Source organism: Streptomyces carpinensis (assembly GCF_002154505.1).
Classification (GTDB): domain Bacteria; phylum Actinomycetota; class Actinomycetes; order Streptomycetales; family Streptomycetaceae; genus Streptomyces; species Streptomyces carpinensis.
The window spans coordinates 1-2,920 of record NZ_MUBM01000428.1 but is presented as its reverse complement, the minus strand read 5'-3'; the positions used below and the strand labels follow the sequence as shown (position 1 = coordinate 2,920).

General features: G+C 74.2%; 3 protein-coding genes. 1 reads left to right on the top strand and 2 read right to left on the bottom strand.

Going from position 1 to position 2,920, the window contains the following annotated elements:
• Positions 1 to 744: MFS transporter (locus BZY54_RS41895; RefSeq protein WP_244217600.1), on the bottom strand; the 744-nt coding region annotated here is incomplete at its 3' end.
• A gap of 71 nt (positions 745 to 815) precedes the next feature.
• Positions 816 to 2,009 (bottom strand): NAD(P)-binding protein, encoded by a 1,194-nt coding sequence (locus BZY54_RS41890; RefSeq protein ID WP_086730610.1) that lies wholly within the window; start codon positions 2,007 to 2,009, stop codon positions 816 to 818.
• Between the two features lie 188 nt (positions 2,010 to 2,197).
• Here BZY54_RS41890 and BZY54_RS41885 point away from each other — a divergent pair, with 188 nt between their 5' ends.
• Positions 2,198 to 2,887 carry a pentapeptide repeat-containing protein gene (locus BZY54_RS41885; protein ID WP_086730609.1) on the top strand — a complete coding sequence of 230 codons (690 nt, stop codon included), beginning with the start codon at positions 2,198 to 2,200 and terminating at the stop codon, positions 2,885 to 2,887.
• Positions 2,888 to 2,920 lie beyond the last annotated feature (33 nt).

Below are 2,920 nucleotides of genomic sequence, written 5' to 3'. Positions count from 1 at the left end.
GGTCCAGCCGCGCGGCTGGGCCTCGCTGAACCCGTAGACGACGGTGACCAGTCCGCCGCAGCCCAGCACGACACCGGGCACGTCGAGGCGGGCGCCCCTGTCGCCCGGCCGGTCGTGCAGCAGGGCGAACGCGCCGAGCACCGCGACGACGGCGATGGGCACGTTGACGTACAGGCACCAGCGCCAGTTCAGGTACTCGGTCAGCAGACCGCCGACGATGAAGCCGATCGCCGAGCCGCTGCCCGCGAGGGCGCCGTAGATGCCGAACGCCTTGCCGCGCTCCCTCGGATCGGTGAAGGTCGTGGTCAGCAGGGAGAGCGCGGACGGGGCGAGCACGGCGGCGAAGGCGCCCTGCAACGCGCGGGCGCCGAAGAGCACGCCCGAGGACGAGGCGGCGCCGCCGAACGCGGAGGCGGCGGCGAAGCCGATGAGCCCGATGACGAAGGTGCGCTTGCGTCCCACCAGGTCGGCGATCCGCCCGCCCAGCAGGAGCAGCCCGCCGAAGGCGAGGGTGTAGGCGGTGATGACCCACTGGCGGTTGCCGTCGGACATGTGCAGGGCGTGCTGCGCGGAGGGGAGCGCGATGTTCACGATGGTCGCGTCCAGGACGACCATCAGCTGCGCGAGCGCGATCACCACCAGGGCCCACCAGCGGCGCGCGTCGGCGGGCCGGGCGTGTCGGGGAGGGTGCGCCGGGTGCTTGTGGAGCAGCTGGTCGGAACGGCTTCCCTGGTGTCGATGCATGGAGGAGGATTCACCTTTTCGGGTGATACTCATCCCGCCAGAAGACCACGAATCCGGGCGAATTGCACACCTCAAGCCCGCTTGAGGTCGAGGTGGTTCCAGCGGTCCGGGGGACGGTGGCCGAGACCGGGCCGGCCGAGGGCGAGGGAGACCGCGGTGAGCGCGCTGGTGAAGGAGACCTCCGACAGGACACCGGGCGCGGCGACCTGGTCGCCGGCCAGGTAGACGCCGTCGCCGCGGTCGATGGCCGGCCGGTCGCGCCAGCTGGTGCCGGGCGGGTCCACGGCGCCGGTACGGCCGCTCGCGACCGCCTCCCGCCGCCAGGTCACCCGCTCCCGCCAGCCGGGGAAGCCCAGGTCGAGCAGCTCCTCCGCACGGGCGATGCCGGCCCTGCGGGACTCGTGCGGGGCGAGCGGGACCTGTCCCTGGACCAGCTGCTCACCGGCCGGGGCGAGGGTGCGGTCCTGGGCGGTGAACCGCTCGATCCAGCCCGACGCGTCCAGGTCGGAGACGGCGAAGGCGTCCCCGCGGCGGGTGTGCACGGCCAGGTCGATCAGGGCCGTACGGCCGCTGGGCCAGGTCAGAGAGTCGTCGTCGAGGAGCCGGCGGGCGGCGTCCAGGGACGTGGCGACGACGACGGGGGTGTCGGTGGGGAGGACGTCGACGCGGGACAGGGTCTCCACCCGCACGCCCAGGTTCCAGGCGCGGGCGGCCATCCGGTCGACGACGCCCGCCCAGCCGCCGCGCGGGTAGTGCGCCTCGGGCGGCAGCTTGGTGGCGCGGCGCAGCCGCTCCTGCACGAAGGCGGCCGACAGCGCGCCCGGGTCGTGGTGGAAGAGGGCGACGGCGCTGTAGTGGGCGGCGGCGCGGGCGCCCTCCTCGCCCGCGATCGCGGTCGCCCAGGTCAGGAAGTCGACGTCCACGGGCGCCTGCGGCAGGCCGCGGCGCAGCAGCTTGAGCATCGCGAAGGGCGGGGTGCGGCGCAGCACCCCCTTGTGCCGCAGCCGGAGCCGGGTGGCCTCCAGCGGCGGGAGCGGGGCGAGCGGCCCGATGAGGTCGCGCCGGCGGAGCCAGGCCCAGTGCGGGCCGCCGTTGTAGAGGGCGTGCGGGCCCTCGTTCGTGCGGTACGGGCCCTCCGCCGTCCGGGCCCGTCCGCCGAGCGTGTGGTGGGCTTCGTGGACGGTGACCTCGGCGCCCGCTTCGGCGGCGGTGATGGCCGCGGTCAGGCCGGCGAGGCCGCCGCCGATGACGGTGATGCGGTGCATGGATGGGGTCTCCCTCTGGTCGGGTTTTGGTCGGGTTTTGGTCGGGTTTCCGCCGGGTTCGTCCCCGGGCGGGTGTCTGGTCGGGTGCGCCTTCGCCGGTTACGACTGCTCGTGGGCCCCGGTTTGTGACATCGCGGGTGTCCGGGCATGTCAGTGGCGTTGTCAGTGGTGCGGTGCAGCATGGGGGCATGGTGAGGAGAGCGAACGGCGGGACGGGCGGGAGCCGCGCGGTGCGGGCCGCGCGGCGACCGGAGGTGCGGCTGCCCGCGCTGGAGGGGTACGGCGGCGGGGCGCTGTCACCGGACGGGGACTACGACGGGCTGGAGTTCCGGGAGACGGACTTCGCCGGGCAGGACGGCGCGGGCGCCCGCTTCATGGACTGCGCGCTGCGGGGCTGCGTGCTGGACGACACGTCACTGCGCCATGCGCGCCTCCTCGACTCGGTCCTCACCGGCGTTCGGGGCGTGGGCACCGACCTCGCGGAGTGCACACTGCGCGACGTGGAGCTGTTCGACGCCCGCCTCGGCGGGGCGCAGCTGCACGGAGCGGTGCTGGAGCGGGTGCGGATCAGGGGCGGCAAGATCGACTATCTGAACCTGCGCAAGGCGAAGCTGAGAGACGTCGTCTTCGAGGGCTGTGTCCTCGTCGAGCCGGACTTCGGGGGAGCCCGGCTGGAGCGGGTCGAGTTCGTGGACTGCGCGCTGAAGGGTGTGGACTTCAGCGCGGTGACGCTCACGGACGTGGATCTGCGAGGGGCCGCGCCGCTGGAGATCGCGGGCGGGGTGGACCGGCTGGCGGGGGCGGTGATCAGTACCGGCCAGCTGCTCGACCTGGCGCCGGTCCTGGCGGCGCAGCTGGGGGTGCGAGTGGAGGGCTGAGCGGGCCGGCGGGACCGGACGGGCGGCCGCGTC

Excerpts from the sequence above, each read along its gene's own strand:
- BZY54_RS41890 (WP_086730610.1), bottom strand. The coding sequence starts at position 2,009 with ATGCACCGCATCACCGTCATCGGCGGCGGCCTCGCCGGCCTGACCGCG.
- BZY54_RS41885 (WP_086730609.1), top strand. The coding sequence starts at position 2,198 with ATGGTGAGGAGAGCGAACGGCGGGACGGGCGGGAGCCGCGCGGTGCGG.